At 68.7% G+C, this 18,307-nt stretch carries 14 protein-coding genes; 3 read left to right on the forward strand and 11 right to left on the reverse strand.

The window, feature by feature from the left end:
- Positions 1 to 10 precede the first annotated feature (10 nt).
- The 3 genes from dxs to ACFFJ7_RS19865 are packed head-to-tail and all read left to right on the forward strand — an operon-like array spanning position 11 to position 4,023.
- Positions 11 to 1,933 (forward strand): 1-deoxy-D-xylulose-5-phosphate synthase, encoded by a 1,923-nt coding sequence (gene dxs / locus ACFFJ7_RS19855; RefSeq protein ID WP_377594738.1) that lies wholly within the window; start codon positions 11 to 13, stop codon positions 1,931 to 1,933.
- Between the two features lie 30 nt (positions 1,934 to 1,963).
- Entirely contained in the window at positions 1,964 to 2,692 is a 729-nt protein-coding gene (locus ACFFJ7_RS19860) for a TlyA family RNA methyltransferase (protein ID WP_377594740.1), read from the forward strand.
- Positions 2,689 to 4,023 (forward strand): class I SAM-dependent RNA methyltransferase, encoded by a 1,335-nt coding sequence (locus ACFFJ7_RS19865; RefSeq protein ID WP_377594742.1) that lies wholly within the window; start codon positions 2,689 to 2,691, stop codon positions 4,021 to 4,023. The genes ACFFJ7_RS19860 and ACFFJ7_RS19865 overlap by 4 nt, the downstream gene beginning before the upstream one ends.
- A gap of 18 nt (positions 4,024 to 4,041) precedes the next feature.
- Here ACFFJ7_RS19865 and ACFFJ7_RS19870 read toward each other — a convergent pair whose 3' ends face one another.
- The 11 genes from ACFFJ7_RS19870 to mraY form a co-directional block, all read right to left on the reverse strand.
- Positions 4,042 to 4,950, reverse strand: a complete 909-nt coding sequence (locus tag ACFFJ7_RS19870) for an outer membrane protein assembly factor BamD (RefSeq protein ID WP_166955104.1) — start codon at positions 4,948 to 4,950, stop codon at positions 4,042 to 4,044.
- Between the two features lie 134 nt (positions 4,951 to 5,084).
- Positions 5,085 to 6,035 (reverse strand): UDP-3-O-acyl-N-acetylglucosamine deacetylase, encoded by a 951-nt coding sequence (gene lpxC, locus ACFFJ7_RS19875; RefSeq protein WP_377594744.1) that lies wholly within the window; start codon positions 6,033 to 6,035, stop codon positions 5,085 to 5,087.
- Between the two features lie 411 nt (positions 6,036 to 6,446).
- Positions 6,447 to 8,204, reverse strand: coding sequence for a cell division protein FtsZ (ftsZ, locus tag ACFFJ7_RS19880; RefSeq protein WP_377594746.1), 1,758 nt, complete (start codon positions 8,202 to 8,204; stop codon positions 6,447 to 6,449).
- Positions 8,205 to 8,298: 94 nt separating this feature from the next.
- Complete coding sequence (gene ftsA, locus ACFFJ7_RS19885) at positions 8,299 to 9,651, reverse strand: cell division protein FtsA (RefSeq protein ID WP_166955097.1); 1,353 nt, start codon at positions 9,649 to 9,651, stop codon at positions 8,299 to 8,301.
- The gene (locus tag ACFFJ7_RS19890; RefSeq protein ID WP_166955095.1) at positions 9,648 to 10,574 is read right to left on the reverse strand and encodes a cell division protein FtsQ/DivIB; all 927 of its coding nucleotides are present in this window, start codon (positions 10,572 to 10,574) and stop codon (positions 9,648 to 9,650) included. The genes ftsA and ACFFJ7_RS19890 overlap by 4 nt, the downstream gene beginning before the upstream one ends.
- 339 nt (positions 10,575 to 10,913) lie before the next feature.
- Positions 10,914 to 11,843, reverse strand: a complete 930-nt coding sequence (gene murB / locus ACFFJ7_RS19895; protein WP_166955093.1) for a UDP-N-acetylmuramate dehydrogenase — start codon at positions 11,841 to 11,843, stop codon at positions 10,914 to 10,916.
- Positions 11,840 to 13,249: a UDP-N-acetylmuramate--L-alanine ligase gene (murC, locus tag ACFFJ7_RS19900; RefSeq protein ID WP_377594749.1), complete on the reverse strand. Its 1,410-nt coding sequence runs from the start codon at positions 13,247 to 13,249 to the stop codon at positions 11,840 to 11,842. The genes murB and murC overlap by 4 nt, the downstream gene beginning before the upstream one ends.
- Before the next feature lie 102 nt (positions 13,250 to 13,351).
- Complete coding sequence (murG, locus tag ACFFJ7_RS19905; protein ID WP_377594750.1) at positions 13,352 to 14,488, reverse strand: undecaprenyldiphospho-muramoylpentapeptide beta-N-acetylglucosaminyltransferase; 1,137 nt, start codon at positions 14,486 to 14,488, stop codon at positions 13,352 to 13,354.
- Positions 14,481 to 15,629: an FtsW/RodA/SpoVE family cell cycle protein gene (locus tag ACFFJ7_RS19910; protein WP_166955087.1), complete on the reverse strand. Its 1,149-nt coding sequence runs from the start codon at positions 15,627 to 15,629 to the stop codon at positions 14,481 to 14,483. The genes murG and ACFFJ7_RS19910 overlap by 8 nt, the downstream gene beginning before the upstream one ends.
- A gap of 11 nt (positions 15,630 to 15,640) precedes the next feature.
- Complete coding sequence (murD, locus tag ACFFJ7_RS19915) at positions 15,641 to 17,041, reverse strand: UDP-N-acetylmuramoyl-L-alanine--D-glutamate ligase (protein WP_377594753.1); 1,401 nt, start codon at positions 17,039 to 17,041, stop codon at positions 15,641 to 15,643.
- Positions 17,042 to 17,157: 116 nt separating this feature from the next.
- Complete coding sequence (mraY, locus tag ACFFJ7_RS19920) at positions 17,158 to 18,261, reverse strand: phospho-N-acetylmuramoyl-pentapeptide-transferase (protein ID WP_166955083.1); 1,104 nt, start codon at positions 18,259 to 18,261, stop codon at positions 17,158 to 17,160.
- Positions 18,262 to 18,307: the final 46 nt, after the last annotated feature.

The following is an 18,307-nucleotide window of genomic DNA, read 5'->3' on the forward strand; positions in this document are numbered from 1 at the left end:
TTTTCTGACGTTGCCCATATCCACCCCGCTCCTCGATACCATCCTGACGCCCGCCGACCTGCGCCACCTCCCGGAGGCCGCGCTTCCGCAGCTCGTCGACGAGTTGCGCGCGGAGGTGATCGACGCCGTGTCCGTCACCGGCGGGCATCTCGGCGCGGGGCTCGGCGTTGTGGAACTCACGGCAGCGCTGCACTACGTCTTCGACACGCCGGACGACCGGCTGATCTGGGACGTGGGCCACCAGGCCTATCCGCACAAAATCCTCACCGGGCGGCGCGACCGCATCCGCACGCTGCGCAAGAGCGGCGGCCTCTCAGGCTTCACCAGGCGGGCGGAAAGCCCCTACGATCCATTCGGCGCCGGCCATTCCTCCACCTCCATCTCGGCGGGGCTCGGCATGGCCGCCGCACGCGACCTTTCGAACGGCGGCAATCATGTGGTCTGCGTGATCGGCGACGGCGCCATGTCGGCCGGCATGGCCTATGAGGCCATGAACAACGCCGGCGCGCTCGGGGCGCGGCTCATCGTCATCCTCAACGACAACGACATGTCGATCGCCCCGCCCGTGGGCGCGCTCTCCGCGCATCTGGCGCGCATCGTCTCCAGCGGCACCTACCGTTCGCTGCGCGAAACCGGCAAGCAGATCGTGAGCCGCCTGCCGCGCTTCTTCTACGAGAAGGCGCAACGCGCCGAGGAATATGCCCGCGGCTTCTGGACCGGCGGCACCCTGTTCGAGGAGCTGGGGTTCTATTATGTCGGCCCGGTAGACGGCCACAACCTCGACCACCTGCTGCCCGTGCTGCGCAACGCCCGCGCCGCCGAGGACGGGCCGATCCTCGTCCACGTGGTGACGCAGAAGGGCAAAGGCTATGCTCCCGCCGAGGCCGCGGCCGACAAATACCACGGTGTGAACACGTTCGACGTCGTCACCGGCGCGCAGGCCAAGCCCAAGGCCAACGCCCCCACCTATACGCGGGTGTTCGCCGACAGCCTGATCCGCGAGGCGGAGCGCGACGAGAAGATCGTCGCCGTCACGGCCGCCATGCCGTCCGGCACCGGCCTAGACCTCTTCGGGCAGGCGTTCCCCAAGCGCACCTACGACGTCGGCATCGCCGAGCAGCACGCCGTGACCTTCGCGGCCGGGCTGGCGGCGGAAGGCTACAGACCGTTCTGTGCCATCTACTCGACGTTCCTGCAGCGCGCCTACGACCAGATCGTCCACGACGTGGCGATCCAGAACCTGCCAGTGCGCTTCGCCATCGACCGCGCCGGGCTGGTGGGGGCCGACGGGCCGACGCACGCGGGCTCGTTCGACATCGCCTATCTCGGCTGTCTGCCCAACATGGTGCTGATGGCGGCGAGCGACGAGGCGGAACTCGTGCATATGGTGGCGACCGCCGCCGCCCACGACGCCGGTCCCATTGCGCTGCGCTACCCGCGTGGCGAGGGCGTGGGCTTGGAGCTGCCCGAACGGGGCGAGGTGCTGCCCATCGGCAAGGGCCGCATCGTGCGCGAGGGCAACCGCGTGGCGCTGCTGTCGCTGGGCACGCGCCTTGCCGAGGCGCTCGCTGCCGCCGAGCAGCTGGAGGCGCGCGGCCTTTCCACCACCGTCGCCGATGCGCGCTTCGCCCGGCCGCTCGACCTCGACCTGCTGCGCCGCCTGGCGCGCGAGCACGAGTGCCTGATCACCGTCGAGGAAGGATCGCAGGGTGGCTTCGGCGCCTTCGTGCTGCACGCGCTCGCGCAGGAGGGCCTGCTCGACCAGGGCCTCAAGGTGCGCACCATGACGCTGCCCGACACGTTCATCGAGCACGACAAGCCGGAGCGTATGTACGCCGCCGCCGGGCTGGACGCGGCCGGCATCGTCGCCACGGTGTTCGCGGCGCTGGGCAACGCCTCCGCGATCGCGGACGTGCCGGCGCTCAGGGCGTGATCCCGGGACGCGGAAACGGATAGGGTCCGGATGTCGGAAAGGCGCAGGGCGGATGTCGTGCTGGTCGAGCGCGGCTTTTTTGACAGCCGCGCGCAGGCACGCGCCGCCATCGAGGCGGGCGGCGTCAGCGTCGACGGCGCCGTGCTGCGCAAACCCTCGCAGACCATCCCCGCAGACGCCGGCATCGTGGCGCAGGCACCTCATCCCTGGGTGTCGCGCGGCGGTCTGAAGCTCGCTGCTGCTCTCGACGCCTTCGGCTTCGACGTCACGGGGGCCGCGGCGCTCGACCTCGGCGCCTCCACCGGCGGCTTCACGCAGGTGCTGCTGGCGCGCGGCGCGGCGCATGTGCACGCGGTCGATGTCGGCCACGGACAGTTGCATCCGCTCGTCGCGGGCGACCCGCGCGTCACCGCGCTGGAGGGCACCGACGCCCGCGCGCTCGCCGGGCGCGGCATCGGCCCGTTCGATGTGCTGAGCGTCGACGTCAGCTTCATCTCGCTGAAGCTCGTGCTGCCGGCGGCGGTGCCGCTGCTGAAACCCGGCGCGGCGCTCGCGGCGCTAATCAAGCCGCAGTTCGAGGCCGGTCGCGCGCATCTCAGCAAGGGCATCGTGCGCGACGAGGCGGTGCGGACGCGCGTATGCGAGGACATCCGCGCCCACGTTGCGGGGCTCGGCTTCACCGTGAGCGGCCTCATCCCCTCCCCCATCGAGGGCGGCGACGGCAACCGCGAATATCTGATCGGAGCCCGCCTGTCATGACACAGGACGCCACACTGACGCTGACGATAGCCCGCCTCGGAGCGCGCGGGGACGGCATTGCCGACACGCCTGCCGGTCCCGTCTACGTGCCCTATGCGCTGCCCGGCGAGACGGTGCGCGTCAGCCTGCCCGCGCCCGACCCTTCGACCGGACGCGCCGCGCGCTCCTCGATGGGCCGCGCGGACGCGCGCGCCGCCCTGATCGCCGTCGAGCACGCCGCGCCTGACCGGCGCGCGCCCGAATGCGTGCTGTTCACGCGCTGCGGCGGCTGCGTGACACAACATATGTCGGAGGCGACCTATGGCGCCTGGAAACGCGACAGCGTCGTCACCGCGCTGGCGCGCGCCGGCATCGACACACCCGTCGAACCGCTTGTGGATGCGCACGGCACAGGCCGCCGGCGGGTGACGTTCCACGGTCGGCGCAGGCAGGACGCGGACGGTGTCGACGACGCCGTCGGCTTCATGGCCGCGCGCAGCCACGATCTCGTGCCCGTCGCGCACTGCCCGGTGCTCGACCCCGCGCTGGCGCGCGCGCCGGCGGTCGCCCTCGATCTCGCCAGGCTGCTGCTGCCGAAAGGCAAGCCGCTCGATATTCAGATCACCGCCACGACCTCCGGCCTCGACATCGATGTGCGCGGCCACGGCCCTGCCGGCGAGGTGGAGCGGCGCGTGCTGACGGGCGCGGCCGAGCGGCTCGATCTCGCCCGCCTGTCGATCCACGGCGATCTCGTCGTCGAGCGCCGGCCGCCGGGCATCGCGATGGGGCGCGGGCTGGTGACGCCGCCGGCGGGCGGCTTCCTTCAGGCGACGGCGCTGGGCGAGGAAACACTGGCGCGGCTGGTGACGGAAGCCTGCGACAGCGCGCCCGGGCGCATCAAGCGCGCCGCCGACCTCTTCGCCGGCTGCGGGCCGTTCGCGCTGCGCCTGGCGGAACGCGCCGAGGTGCATGCTGTGGAAAGCGCAGCAGCCGCGTTGGCCGCGCTGGACCGCGCCTTCCGCGCCACGCCTGGCTTGCGCCGCATCACCACGGAGGCGCGCGACCTGTTCCGCCGCCCTCTGCTGCCGCTTGAACTGAACCGCTACGACGCCGTCGTCTTCGATCCGCCCCGGGCAGGGGCGGAAGCGCAAGCGCGCGAGATCGCCAAGAGCCAGGTGCCGCTCGTCGTCGCCGTTTCATGCGACGCCGGCACCTTCGCCCGCGATGCGAAAATCCTGACCGATGGCGGCTATGCCGCCGCGCGCATCACGCCGGTCGACCAGTTCCGCCACTCGCCCCATGTCGAGATGGTGGGCGTGTTCGTGCGGACCGGCAAGGCGAGGCGCCGGTGACGGCGCGGCCGACGGCCGTTACCTGAACTGGCCGCCGCTGAAGAGCTTGCTGATCCACGAGCCCGTGTCCTCGCGCGGTTCAAGGCCCTTGCTGGCGAGCAGCGCGTAGGCGTCCTTGTACCACGGGCTTTCCGGGAAGTTGTGGCCGAGCACCGCTGCCGCCGTCTGGGCCTCGCTGACGATGCCGAGGGCGACGTAGGCCTCTGTCAGGCGCATCAGCGCCTCCTCGACCGAGCGTGTCGTCTGGTAGCGCGCCACAACCTCACGGAAGCGGTTGATGGCGGCCGTGTAGTTGCGCTTGCCCAGATAGAAGCGGCCCACCTCCATCTCGTGGCCGGCGAGCTGGTCGCGCACCACCTGAAGGTTGAACTTGCCGTCCTTCACATATTCGGAACGCGGATAGCGCTCGATCAGCGTCTCGAACGCCTGCACGGCGCGCTGTGTGGACGCCTGGTCGCGGGTGACGTCCGGCACCTGCTTGTAGTAGGACATCGCCAGCAGATACTGCGCGTAGGCGGCGTCCTCGGAATTGGGATAGAGCGTCGTATAGCGTATCCCGCTGTTGGCCGCGTCGTCATACCGGCCGCCCTCGTAGGCGACGTAGGTCTGCATGATCAGCGACTTCTGCGCCCAGGTCGTGCCGGGATTCTGCCGGTTGATGGTGTCGAACGCCTTGTAGGCGCCCTCGAAATCGCCCTTCGCCGACCTCGCGAGGCCGTCGTTGTAAAGCTCTTCCGCCGGCTTCACCGGAACGATCTCGGGCTTGTAGACTTCCGGCTTGGAGAACGGATTAAGCGACTTCACCGAGTCGCAGGCCGCGACGGCAAGAAGGATCACACCGGCCGCTGCGAGACGGCCCGCGACGCGCAGGACCGGACGCCCGCCGGAAACCACGTTGTCGGAAAAAGGCAAGTGCGAGAAACGCATCCCTCGTCAATCCTCCAGATGGCGCGAGGGACACATGACACCCCCAACCCCGGGGTGTTTACCCCAAACAGACCTCATCCGCCAAGCACTCTGTTTCGCCCGCAGTCAAATCCGCACACAAGACATCGGAAAAATCAGGTCAGATCAGGCGCGTAGGCCGGAGCGGCCGCGCCCGCGGCGACTTCCGCGTAGCCGTATTCGCGGCGCGGGGCGAGCGAGTCGATGATGGCGTAATTCGCCCGGTCGCTGAACAGCGCGTCCAGCACCGCGACATTCATGCGGTGGCCAGCGCAGTAGGAGCGGTATTCGCCCTGCAGCGCAAAGCCCGCCAGCGCCAGATCGCCGACGGCGTCGAGCAGCTTGTGGCGCACGAACTCGTCGCCGTAGCGCAGACCCTCGGGATTGACGATACCGTCGTCAGCGATGGCGATCGAGTTGTCGAGCGACGAGCCGAGTGCCAGCCCCATGCCGCGCAGCTTCTCGACATCGCGCATGAAGCCGAAGGTGCGCGCGCGGCAAATCTCGTTGCGGAACACGGCGGCGTCCAGATCCACCACCTTGCGCTGGCGCCCGATCACCGCCGAATCGAAATCGATCTCGACATCGAGACGGAAGCCGCGGTCAGCGGGACGAAGCTCGGAGTAGCCGCGCCCGTGGTTGATCCGTACCGGACGCAGGATCTTCAGGTAGCGGCGCGACGCCTCCTGACGCACGATGCCGGCGGAGACGATCGCGTCGACGAAGCAGCTGGCGCTGCCGTCGAGAATCGGCATCTCCGGCCCGTCGATCTCGGCCAGCACGTTATCGATGCCAAGCCCTGAAAGGGCCGCCATGAGGTGTTCGATGGTAGCGACGGAGCCCGTGTCGGCCTCGCCCAGCACGGTGCAGAGTTCCGTGGTGCTGACGTTGGCGTAGCGCGCGTTGATCAGGCGTTCACGGCCATTCGACAGGCCGGTCCTTAAAAAAACAACGCCGTGGTGGGCGTCGGCGGGATGCAGCACAAGTCTCGCAGGCTTGCCAGAATGAACACCGGTCCCGGTGAGCGTTACGGCTTTACGAAGCGTCGTTTGCCTGCTGGCCTTCATCGAATGCGTCCCGGACCGGGGTACCAGATAGGCGGCGCCGAACCCCGGTCCCGGTCGGCGTGCCGTGTGAGGGAGCACTCGATTCGAGGCTGTCGACTCACGTTGCGAGCTTACATAAACACCCTCGTCCACTGACGCCAAATCACGCTTTCTTACCGTCTGTTACAAGCCCTTCAGACACATAATATGCTTTCAAAACAATCGTTTACACTTCGTTAACCTTTCCCCGGAAACGGATGCCGTGGCAGCTTGATTGCGGCAAAATTGCGACACAAGCGTCTGTTTCGCCCCCGACGCGCCGCATATCTGTCGTTGGAAAGTCCTTCTTTCATGAAACGCCAAAAAAACGGACAACGGGGCCTTTCGGCCCCGCTGTGGATAGTTCTGTAAAATGTGATCGGGTAAACTTGATCAATTGGCTTGACGACGGAGAAACGCCGGAATTTCAAGCTGCTCGTCGTCGATGGTGGCGTTGCGCGGCGCGGGAACGGAGGGCCGCACGGCCTGCTGCTCGGGCTGCGCGGGCCGATACACAGGAGGCTGAGGGACGGGCTGCGCATGTGGCTGCGCGTGCATTTGCGGCTGCGCGTGCACTTGCGGCTGCGCGCCCTGGGGAGCGGCCTGCGGCTGGCTCCGGACCTGCGGCGCGTGCTGCGGTGCCGGCTCGTCCCGACGGCCGAGCCCGACGGAGGCGAGACGCTGCAGCAGCGACATGCGCTGGCGCGGATCATGCCCCTGTTGGCTCTGCGGCGCGTGCTGCGGCGCTTCGCCGCGGCTGGCGCGGATCTGGTTCTGCGCGGGCAGCGGCAGCTCGTCGACACGCGGCATGCGAGCCGGGCGCACCGTCTGCTCCGCGCGCGGCGGCAGGAAGTGCTCCGGCAGCGCTTCCGGCTGCGGCGCGGGCGCAGCCGCAAGCGCGGCGGCGGTCGGCACGATGTTCGGGCGCGGCTGCGCGGGCTCGAACACGACGTCGTGACGGCCCACCGCCGGCGCGGAAGACTGGGCGAGCGTCGGCGCGATGCCGGCGACCGGCACGGCCTGCGGCACCGTGAGGGAAGCCGCTGCCTGCGGCGCCTCGCCGCCCGCAACCGCGATCTGCCCGGAGCCCTGGACGGCGCGCAGGCGCGCCTCGGAGCGCAGCCGCTCCGCCACCTCGGCGATCCGCTGCTCGGTGGCGGTCACGTCCTGCGTGCTGCCGGCAAGGAGGGGCTCGATGCCGGTGGCGACCACGGACACGCGGATGATGCCCTCTAGCGCGGGGTCGAAGGTCGCGCCCAGGATGATGTTGGCGTCGGAGTCGACTTCCTCGCGGATGCGGGTCGCGGCCTCGTCCACTTCATAGAGGGTGAGGTCGTTGCCGCCGGTGATCGAGATCAGCAGGCCGCGCGCGCCCTTCATCGACACGTCGTCGAGCAGCGGGTTGGCGATGGCCGCCTCCGCCGCCGTGATGGCGCGCTTCTCGCCGGAAGCCTCGCCCGTGCCCATCATCGCCTTGCCCATGCCGCGCATGATGGAGCGCACGTCGGCGAAGTCGAGGTTGATGAGACCTTCCTTCACCATCAGGTCGGTGATGCAGGCGACGCCCGAGTAGAGCACCTGGTCGGCGAGCGTGAAAGCGTCGGCGAAGGTGGTCTTTTCGTTCGCGACGCGGAACAGGTTCTGGTTCGGGATGACGATCAGCGTATCGACCGACTTCTGCAGTTCCTGAATGCCCGCGTCCGCCACGCGCATGCGGCGCGCGCCTTCGAACTGGAACGGCTTCGTGACCACGCCGACCGTGAGGATGCCCATGTCGCGCGCGGCCTGCGCGATGACGGGCGCGGCGCCCGTGCCGGTGCCGCCGCCCATGCCGGCGGTGATGAACACCATGTGCGCGCCGGAGAGGTTGTCGCGAATCTCGTCGATCACCTCTTCCGCCGCCGCGCGGCCGATGTCGGGCTGGGAGCCGGCGCCGAGGCCCTCGGTCACCTGCGTGCCCATCTGGATGATGCGCTCGCAACGGGAACTCATGAGCGCCTGGGCATCGGTGTTGGCGCAGACGAACTCGACCCCTTGCAGGCCGGATTCGATCATGTTGTTCACTGCATTGCCGCCGGCTCCACCGACGCCGAAAACAGTGATGTGGGGCTTCAGTTCCCGGATATCCGGGGCTTGCAGGTTGATCGCCATGTTTGGCCTCTTCTCATCAATCGGCGCCCGGCTGCGCGCCCCTCTCTCTTCAGATAAATCCTGGACGTGGCGGCCGCCGCACCGCCGCCCGTGCTCAGAAACTGTCGCGTATCCAGCGGCCCATGCGGCTGAAGTACCCGTCCGTGCCGGTCCGCAGGCCATAGCCCGCCGAGCGCGGCTCGAAATGCTCCACATGCGCCATCTGCGGGTAAACCAGCAGGCCGACCGACGCGGAAAACGCCGGCCCCTTCGCAGCCTCAGGCAGCCCCTTGATCCCGAGGGGCCGGCCGATACGCACCTGCCCCGTACCCTTTTCCCCGACGAGAATGCGCCGCGCCAGCTCCGGCAGGCCGGTGAGCTGGCTCGCGCCGCCCGTCAGTATCACCCGCCGCCCCGCCTCCGCGGCGAAGCCGGCCTCGCGCAGGCGTCCGCGCGCCAGCTCAAGAATTTCCTCGACGCGCGGCTTGATGATGCGCACCAGATGCGATTTCGGCACGTGGTTGGGCACGTCCTGTTCGCTGTCGTCGACCTGCGGCACCGCCACGATCTCGCGCTCGTCGGAGGGCGAGGAGATCGCCGCCCCGTAGAGCGTCTTCAGCCGCTCCGCCGCCGCCACGCGGGTGGACAGGCCGCGCGCCACGTCCATCGTCACGTGATGGCCGCCGACGGCGAAGGCATCCGCATGGACGAGGTGGCCGCCCGCGAAGACGCCCATGCTCGTGGTGCCGCCGCCGAGGTCGATCAGCACCGCGCCCATTTCCGCCTCGTCGTCGACGAGCGCGGAAAGGCCGGCGGCGTAAGGTGTCGCCACCACGGCCTCGACGTCGAGATGGCAGCGCTCCACCGCGAGCATCAGGTTGCGCACGGCGCCCCCGTCGGCATTGACGACATGCATGTCGACGCCGAGCTTCTCGCCGATCATCCCGGCGGGATCGAGCAGGCCGCGCTGGCCGTCGAGCGAGAAGCCGGTCGGCAGCGCGTGCAGCACCGCCCGCCCCGGCCGCGTGGCGTGGGCGGAGGCGGCGTCGAGCACCCGGCCGACGTCGCCCGTCGTCACCGCGCCGCCGCGCACCGCGACATGGGCCGCGAAACGCTGGGAGGCGAGCCGTCCTCCCGTGAGATTCACGATGACGGACTTCAGCTCCACCTGTGCCATCCGCTCCGCCGCGTCCACGGCGTGGCGAATGGCACGCTCGGCCGCGTCGAGATCGACGATGATGCCGCCCTTCAGGCCCATGGAGCGCTGGTGGCCGATGCCCAGCACGCGCGCCAGATGCGTGCGCCCGCGCAGCGCCTCCGTCTCGCCCGCGGGGTTGAGCTGGGCGATGAGGCAGACGATCTTGTTGGTGCCGACATCGAGCACCGACAGCGTGGCACTCTTGCGGGCGGAGAGCGGTTTCATCCGTGGCGTCAGCCCCGGGGTCAGGCGATTGCCGTTGGAGCTCATGTTTCGGGGGCCTTCCGCTTGGCGGGTTTCTTCTTCGCTTCAGCCATTGCCGCCGCGCCCTCCTCGCTCAGACGCATGGCGACGCGGTCCGGCTGACGCATGTCGATGGCGATGAGGTCCTTTTCGAGGAGACGCTCGCGCTTCTCCAGCTCCACGAGACGCTGCATCGCTTCCACGGGTTCCATCTCGGGCAGGCGCACGATCAGGTCGTTGTCGAACTTGACGTCCCAGCGCCGGCCGGAAACCAGGATGCCGGCGCGGATGCGGCCGGCGATGGGGCCGGCGGCGCGCAGCACGTCGATGTATTCCTGGGAGCGGGTGTTCGCCCCGTCGCCCGCGACAAAGGGCAGGCGCGCGAAGCGCGCGTCGGTCATCAGGTCGATGACCGTGCCGTCGCCGGCGATGACGAACAGCTCGCCGTTGAGCTGCCACAGCGCGCGCGGCTCGCGCTCCACGATGTTGATCGCCAGCGCGTCCGGATAGAGCTTGCTGACCGACGCCTGGCGGATCATCGGCACCAGTTCGAGACGCTTGCGCACCTCGCCCGCGTCGAGAAAGGCGAGCGAGCGCAGGGGCGTGATGCCCGCCGCCGCCAGTACCTCGCTCTCGCGCAGCTCCACCATGCCGCTGATCTGCACCTCGTCGATGCCGAGGCCCACGGCCCGCGCGAACGCATCATACGGCTCGCCGTAGGTGGCGCGGAACGTCTCCATCTGGCCGCCGTACGACGCGCCGACAACGCCGACGAGCGTGAAGAAGGCGATTGTCATCGCCGTCCCGCTGCCGCGCGGCATGTAGCGCGCCGCCTTCTCGAACGCCGTCAGGCGCTGCGAACGCCGGTCGCCCCCGGCGCGCGGGCCAGCGGCGGCGAAGGAGGGACCGCCGCTCTTCAGACCTCGCAGAAAATGCTTGCCACCAGCCATCGAAAGCCCGCCCGAAAAACTCGCCTGAGAACACATGTCGGGAACAGCCGCCGGAACGCCGACACATCGACAATCGCATCAACGGCGTCGCGGCCACCGTTAACGATGACTCTTCAGCCTTTTGGTAAATATTTGGTTTAAGGAGCGCGCGGCGCGGCGGCGGAAAATGCGGTTTTCCTCATCCCCCGGGCTCGGCGCCGGCGCCTTCCCTGCCCGGATAATCCGTTTTCCATCAAGGGGATGGATGGAGTTTCCAAGAGCCGTGATGAGCCGGCAAGGGGCTGGAGAAGCGGTTATTCACAACCATTAACCGTTCGCGAAATCCACTGTCCCCGGATGTTAAGATTTGAGGCTTTCCGCAGGCACGCCGACCCGCCTGATTTCCCATTGCAGGACAATTCCCGTTTTCTCATGGACCCTTCGGCGAACTTCCTCACCGAGCGTCTCAATGTCGGCGGCCGTCGCGCCGCCCGTGTTGACGAGAAAGTTGCAGTGCAGCTCGGACACCTGCGCCGCGCCGATTCGCAGCCCCCTGCAGCCGGCGGCGTCCACCAGCTCCCAGGCCTTGCTGCCCTCGGGATTGGTGAAGGTAGAACCGCCCGTGCGGGTGTTCACGGGCTGCGTGGCCGAGCGCGCCTCCGTGATGGCGCCCATGCGCGCCAGTATCTCTTCGGGATTGCCCGGCGTGCCCTGGAACAGCGCCCCGGTGAAGATGAGATCGTCGGGCGCGGCCGTATGGCGGTAGCTGAATCCCATGTCCGCATGGGTGAGGACGCGGCTTTCACCGCCGCGATCGAGCGCCCGCGCCTCCACCAGCACCTGCGCGACATCGCCGCCATAGGCGCCGCCGTTCATGCGCAGCGCGCCGCCGATGGTGCCCGGAATGCCGCGCAGGAAGGCGAGCCCGTCAATGCCGGCCTCGGCCGCCGCGCGGGCCACCTTCACGTCGGCAGCGGCGGCACCTGCGCGCACGCGGTGCCCCGGCTCGATAGCGATGGTGGAAAACCCCTTGCCCAGCCGCACCACAGCGCCCGGCACGCCACCGTCGCGCACCAGCAGGTTGGAGCCGAGCCCAATGACGAGCAGCGGCACGTCGGCCGGCAGATGCCGCAGAAACAGCGCGAGGTCTTCAGCGTCCGCCGGGGTGAACAGCAACTGGGCAGGGCCGCCGGTGCGGAACCACGTCAGCGGCGCCAGCGGCGCGTTGACGGCAAGACTTCCCCGCAGCGGCGCGTCGCGGAACGGCGCGGAGATGTCCGGAAACGTCATGCCACCTCGCTTGCCGCGAGTTCGCCCGGCAGCGCGTTCGCCCAGCCGGTGATGCTGCCCGCGCCCAGAAACACCACGTAATCGCCGGGCGAGGCAAGCGCCCGCACCTTGTCCGCGAGCCCTTCCGGACCGTCGATGGCGATGACGTCGCGGTGGCCGCGCGCGCGCAGGCCGGCCACGAGATCGTCGCGCCCCGCGCCTTCGATGGGCGCCTCCCCCGCTGCGTAGACGGGAGCGACGAGCACGGCGTCGGCGTCGTTGAAGCAGGTGCAGAAATCGTTGAACAGCGACTGCAGGCGCGTGTAACGATGCGGCTGCACCACCGCGATGACACGCCCGGCGGTCGAGGCGCGCGCCGCCTTCAGCACGGCGGCGATCTCCACCGGGTGATGGCCGTAGTCGTCGAAGATGGCGACGCCGTTCCACTCGCCCGTGCGCGTGAAGCGGCGCTTCACGCCGCCAAAGCCCTCGATGGCCTTGCGGATGGCATCCGGCGTCATGCCAAGCCGGAAGGCGACGCCGATGGCCGCCGTGGCGTTCAGTGCATTGTGCAGGCCAGGCATCGGCAGCGTCAGGTTGTCGATGACGGTCGCGGCATTCGACTGGCGCTCGCGGATCAGCACCGTGAAGCGGCTGCGGCCGCCGGTGAGATCGACGTCGAGCAAACGCACGTCGGCCTGCGGGTTCTGGCCGTAGGTGATGACGTGCCGGTCCTCGATGGCGCCGACGAGATCCTGCACCACCGGATGGTCGATGCACATCACGGCGAAGCCGTAGAACGGCAGATTTTCCACAAAGGCGCGGAACGCTTCCTTGACCTTGTCGTACGTGCCGAAATGGTCGAGGTGCTCCGGGTCGATGTTGGTGACGACGGCAACGTCGGCAGGCAGCTTGAGGAAGGTGCCGTCGGACTCGTCCGCCTCCACCACCATCCAGTCGCCGGCGCCGAGGCGCGCGTTGGTGCCGTAGGCGTTGATGATGCCGCCGTTGATCACCGTGGGATCGAAACCGCCGCCGTCTAGCAGCGTCGCCACGAGAGAGGTGGTCGTCGTCTTGCCGTGCGTGCCGGCGATCGCGACGCAAGTCTTCAGCCGCATGAGTTCGGCCAGCATTTCCGCACGGCGCACCACAGGCAGGCGGCGCAGGCGCGCCTCCACCAGCTCCGGGTTGTCGCGCTTGATGGCCGTCGACACCACGACGACCTCCGCCTCGCCGAGATGGCTCGCCTCGTGGCCGGTGTAGACGGCGGCGCCCTTGTCGCGCAGACGCTTGACGTTGGCGTTGTCGCTGGCGTCGGAACCCTGCACGGTGTAGCCGAGGTTGATCAGCACCTCCGCGATGCCCGACATGCCGATGCCGCCAATACCGATGAAATGGATGGGGCCCAGTTCGCGCGGCAGTTTCATGAACCGCTTTCCTTCAGACTTGTTTCACGGACGCCCTTGCTTCCGTGATTTCAGATTTCGATGTCACGTTCGCGTTTTGCGCCCGTGTGCGCCCGAATTCAACTATCCGGCCGCCGTTTCGGTTATCTTTTCGCCGCGCGCCACGCGCAGGACCCTGTCGGCGAGCCGCTCCGCCGCATCCGGATAGCCGGCCGTACGCGCCGCCTCCGCCGCGCGCTGCAACGATGCCGGATCGTCGAAGCGGGCCGCGAGTTCGCGCGCCAGCCAGTCCGGCGTGAAGTCCTTCTGCGCCACGGCGGAGGCCGCGCCCGCGTGCACCAGCACCGCCGCGTTCGCCGCCTGATCCTGATCGAGCGAGCCGGGCAGCGGCACCAGAATGGACGCGCGCCCGATCACGGCGAGTTCCGCCACCGTGGAAGCGCCCGCGCGCCCGATCACGAGATGGGCCTCCGCCATCCGGCGCGGCAGATCGGTGAAGAAGGGCGCGATTTCCGCAGCCACGCCGAGCCGGGCGTAGGTCTCGCGCACGCGCTCCACATCCTCGGCGCGCGCCTGCTGGACGATGGAGAGGCGCCGGCGCAGGTTCTCCGGCAGCTGCTCGACAGCGGGCGGCACGATGTCGCTCATCACCCGCGCGCCCTGGCTGCCGCCCGTCACCACCAGGCTGAGCGTGCCCGCCGCATCCAGCGGCCGGAAGGGCACCGCCGCCGCCTCGCGCACCGCCGGGCGCACCGGGTTGCCGACATGCGCGACACGGCCCCGCGCGCCCTCGGGCACCTTGCCGACGCCGGGAAACCCCGTGGCGATCAGCGTGGCGAAGCGGCTCAGCATCAGGTTGGCACGCCCCAGCACCGCATTCTGCTCATGCACGATGACGGGCACGCGCAGCGACGCGGCCGCCAGCAGCGGCGGAACTGTCGGATAGCCGCCGAAGCCGACGACGACCGCAGGCCGGCGGGCGCGGATGGCCCCGCGCGCGGCGAGGAAGCCGCGCGCCAGCGTCACCACCGCCTTCAGCGCCGTGAGTGGCGAGCGGCCGGACGGCGTCGCGGCGGGAAACTCGATGATGGCGTCGGCGGGAAAACTGCCGGCGAATTTCGCCGCGCGCGTATCGGTGGCGAGTTCCACCCGCGCGCCGCGCGCCTTCAGTGCCACTGTCAGCGCCTCGGCCGGGAACAGATGGCCGCCCGTGCCGCCGGCGGCGACGATGACAAGAGGCGCGTTCTGCGTTTCAACCATCGTAGCCATCCGCCGGAATGCCGCGGTCGAGGATCGCCGCGCGCGGGCGCTTGCGGGTGAGCGCGATCAGGAAGCCCATGGCGAGCGCCAGCGACCACAGCGACGAGCCGCCGTAGGAGACGAAGGGCAGCGTCATGCCCTTCGCCGGGAGAAGATGCACGTTCACCATCATGTTGATGCAGGCCTGCACGCCGAACAGCGTGATGAGCCCCGTCGCGGCCAGCCGGCAGAACGGGTCTTCGTTGCGCCGGGCCATGGCGAGACTGCGCAGCACGATGAAGGCGAAGAGCAGCACGAGGCCGATGCAGACGACGACGCCGAACTCCTCCGCGGTGGCGGCGAAGATGAAGTCGGTATGGGCGTCGGGCAGGATGCGCTTCACGGTGCCCTCGCCCGGCCCCTTGCCGAGCCAGCCGCCCTGCGCGAAGGCATCGAGCGCCGTATTGACCTGGAAGCTGTCGCCAGACGAGGGATCGAGGAAGCGCTCGATGCGCGCCCGCACGTGGCCGATGAACTCATAGGCCGCCACGAGCCCGAGCAGCGCGATGCCGCCGATGCCGAGCACCCAGAACATATGCAGCCCCGCCGTGAAGAACAGGCACGCCCATACGATCGTCGTGAGCATGGTCTGGCCGATGTCCGGCTGAAGGATCAGCGGCACGATGGTGGCGGGCAGTATCAGGATGGCGAGCAGCGTGCCGGGCATGTCCTTGCGGCGGTTACCCTCCGCGAACAACCAGGCGGTGAGCACCACGAAAGCCGGCTTGACGAATTCGGACGGCTGCAGCGTGAGCCCGCCGAGCACGAACCAGCGCCGCGAGCCCTTCACCTCCGGCCCCATGTAGAGCGCGAGGACGATGAGCAGCATGCCGCCGAGATAGGTGAGCAGCGCCGCGCGCCGCACGTAGCGCGGCGGCAGCATGGAGGCGCCGAGGAGGATGACGATTGTCGGGATGAGGTGGAACACCTGCCGGTTGACGAAGTGGAAGTCCGACAGGCCCAGCCGCTCCGCCACGGGCGGACCGCCGCCCATCAGGAACACGAGCCCGGCCACCATCAGCGCGCCGACGGCGGCCAGCGACAGCCGGTCGACCGTCCACAGCCATTCCCCCGCATAGGTGCGCTCAGCCCGCGAAGCCATTCCTCAACCCCTCAAACCGGCGTAACTCCCGGCAAAGCCCGCACGGCATCGCGAAAACGATCGCCACGCACCTCGAAATTCGGGAACTGGTCGTAGGAGGCGCAGGCCGGCGACAGCAGCACGACCGCTTCACCTTGCGCCTCTCCCGCCCGGTCGTTGCCCGCCGCCGCGGCCGCATCCCGCAACGCCTGATCGAGCGTGCCGCTCAGGCTGCAGGGCACCTTGCCGTCGAGCGTGCGCGCAAAGTCCGCGCTCGATTCACCGATGAGGTAAGCATGAACGATTTTTGGAAAATATTCCGTTAACGGCGCGATGCCGCCTTCCTTCTGCCGCCCGCCGACGATCCAGAAAATGCGATCGAAGGCGGCGAGCGCCTTTTCGGTCGCATCCGCGTTGGTGGCCTTGGAATCGTTGACGAACAGCACGTTGCCCGCGCGCCCCACCGTCTCCATGCGGTGGGCGAGGCCCGGGAAGGTCGCGAGGCCCCGGGCGGCCACGTCGTCGGGCACGCCGATCGCCGTTACGGCGGCGAAGGCCGCGGCCGCATTCTGCGCGTTGTGCCGGCCGCGCAGCGAGCCGATGCCCGCCAGGTCCGCCACCGGGACGCCATCGCGCACGATCCGCGTGCCGGCAAGCGCGAAGCCCCGCTCCAGCGCCCGCGCCACGCTGAGCGGCACGACGCGCACGCCCGCCGCCGCGACGATTTCCGCAAGCCTTGCCGCGATGGCGGCCGTATATGCGTCGTCGACGCCGATGACTGCCGTGCCGGATTTCGCCACCAGCCGCTCCTTGATGGCGGCATAGTTCTCCATCGAGCCGTGGCGGTCGATATGGTCCGGCGTGAGGTTCAGCAGCACACCCACCGTGGGATCGAGCGAGGGCGCGAGATCGATCTGGAACGACGAGCACTCGACGACGTGCACCCGTTCCCGCGCCGGCGGCTCCAGCGACAGGATGGCGGTGCCGATGTTGCCGCCGAGCTGCACGTCCCGCCCCGCCTCGCGCAGCAGGTGGGCGATCAGGGCCGTGGTCGTCGATTTGCCGTTGGTGCCGGTGATGGCGATGAAGGGCGCGTCGGGGGCGATCAGCCGCCGCTCGCGTGCGAACAGCTCGATGTCGCCGATGACCTCGACGCCCGCCGCGCGCGCCAGCTTCACCGACCAGTGCGGCTCGGGATGGGTGAGCGGCACGCCGGGCGACAGCACGAGCGCCTGCGTCGCGTTCCAGTCCGCCTCGCGCAGATCCGCAACCGCGATGCCGGCGGCGCGCGCCTTCTCGCGCCCCTGCTCGCCGTCGTCCCAGGCGATGACGTCCGCGCCGCCCGCCACCAGCGCCCCGGCCGTGGCGAGGCCCGAGCCGCCGAGACCGAAAACAAGAACGCGCTTGCCCTTGAACGATGTTACCGGGGTCATTCCAAGTCAGCTTTCAATCTGAGGCATGATCCGGAAAGCGCGTGCCGCTTTCCGGAAAGATATGCTCGAACAAAAGGACAGAACACTTCCGCGTTTTAATGGAACGTAGAAGCGCTCTACCGCAGCTTCAGCGTGGAGAGGCCGACGAGCGCCAGCACCACGGCGATGATCCAGAAGCGGATCACGACCTGCGGCTCCGTCCAGCCGAGTTGCTCGAAGTGATGATGGATGGGCGCCATCTTGAACACGCGCTTGCCCGTGAGCTTGAAGGAAGCCACCTGCACGATGACGGACAGCGCCTCCAGCACGAACAGGCCGCCGACGATGGCGAGCACGATCTCGTGCTTGGTCGCGACCGCGATCGTCCCCAGCATGCCGCCGAGCGCCAGCGAGCCGGTGTCGCCCATGAAGATCTGCGCGGGCGGCGCGTTGAACCACAGGAAGCCGATGCCCGCCCCGATCAGCGCGCCGCAAAGCACCGAAAGCTCGCCCACGCCCTGCACGAAGTTGAGCTGCAGGTAGTTGGCGAAGATGGCGTTGCCGACGAGATAGGCGATGAAGCCGAAGGTCGCGGCAGCGATCATCACCGGCACGATGGCGAGGCCGTCGAGGCCGTCCGTGAGGTTGACGGCGTTGCCCGCGCCCACGATGACGAGCGTGCCGAACACGGCGAAGAACCAGCCGAGATCTATCAGCAGATCCTTGACAAAGGGGATCGCCACCGACGTCGCCAGCAGCTCGCGCGCCGGCGGCAGCGTCTCGCGGCTCACCAGCACGATGACGACGCAGGCGACGAACCCGATCAGCCCCTCGATGCCGAGCCGCAGGCGGCCCGAAAAGCCCTTGTGCGACTGCTTGGTGACCTTCAGATAGTCGTCATAGAAGCCGATGGCGCCGAAGCCAAGCGTGACGAACAGCACCACCCAGACATAGGGATTCGCGAGGTTCGCCCACAACAGCGCGGAGACCAGCACGCCGGAGAGGATCATCAGGCCGCCCATGGTCGGCGTGCCCTTCTTGGCGAGGTGCGACTGCGGTCCGTCGGTGCGGATCGGCTGGCCCTTGCCCTGCCGCACCCGCAGCGAGGCGATGATGGCAGGGCCGAACATGAAGACGAAGAACATCGCGGTGGCGGTCGCCGCCCCGGTGCGGAAGGTGATGTAGCGGAACACGTTGAGCGCCGGCACCGAGGCACTCAGTTCCGCAAGCCAGATAAACATGCGCTGTCGGTCTCCGTCAGCCCTGAAGTTGCTGTTCCGATTGCCG

This window comes from Pseudochelatococcus lubricantis (genome assembly GCF_042432495.1).
GTDB classification, from domain to species: domain Bacteria; phylum Pseudomonadota; class Alphaproteobacteria; order Rhizobiales; family Beijerinckiaceae; genus Pseudochelatococcus; species Pseudochelatococcus lubricantis.